General features: G+C 42.7%; 1 protein-coding gene. It reads right to left on the reverse strand.

Annotated features, from left to right (window positions below; all coding sequences use genetic code 11):
* Positions 1–416 (reverse strand): RNA recognition motif domain-containing protein (locus tag VOR_RS0113080; RefSeq protein WP_029627187.1); only part of this gene is annotated, 416 nt, incomplete at its 3' end.
* Positions 417–422 lie beyond the last annotated feature (6 nt).

Genomic DNA, 422 nt, shown 5'->3' on the forward strand with positions numbered 1-422 from the left:
GGATCATTCGCCACACGTACCTTCAACGTACGCTGCATATAGTCTTTCTCATTCAGTGCTGAAATAGCACTATCTACATCAGCAGAAGCTATCACAACAAAGCCAAAGCCTCGCCTCTTGCCTGTGCGTTTGTCTTTCATTAAGCGAACAGCAAAAACTTCACCGTGTTTAGCAAATAGTTCACGGACGTGAGCCTCATTGGCTTTGTATGGCAAATTTCCGACATACAGTGTTTTCGTTGAGAGTTTTGATTCCTCATCGATTACCGTGTTGCTGCCAAAAAATTTAAAAACAAAAGCGGAAGAGACAACACCAAGAACAAAAGTAATTGCGGGAGACAGCGCGACCAGAGAAAAGAGGATTGCGCCTATGATTGCAAGAGATGCAATCAGTACAGTCGATTTATTAGAGTTCATATTTGG

The organism is Vibrio ordalii ATCC 33509, assembly GCA_000257205.1.
GTDB lineage: Bacteria > Pseudomonadota > Gammaproteobacteria > Enterobacterales > Vibrionaceae > Vibrio > Vibrio ordalii.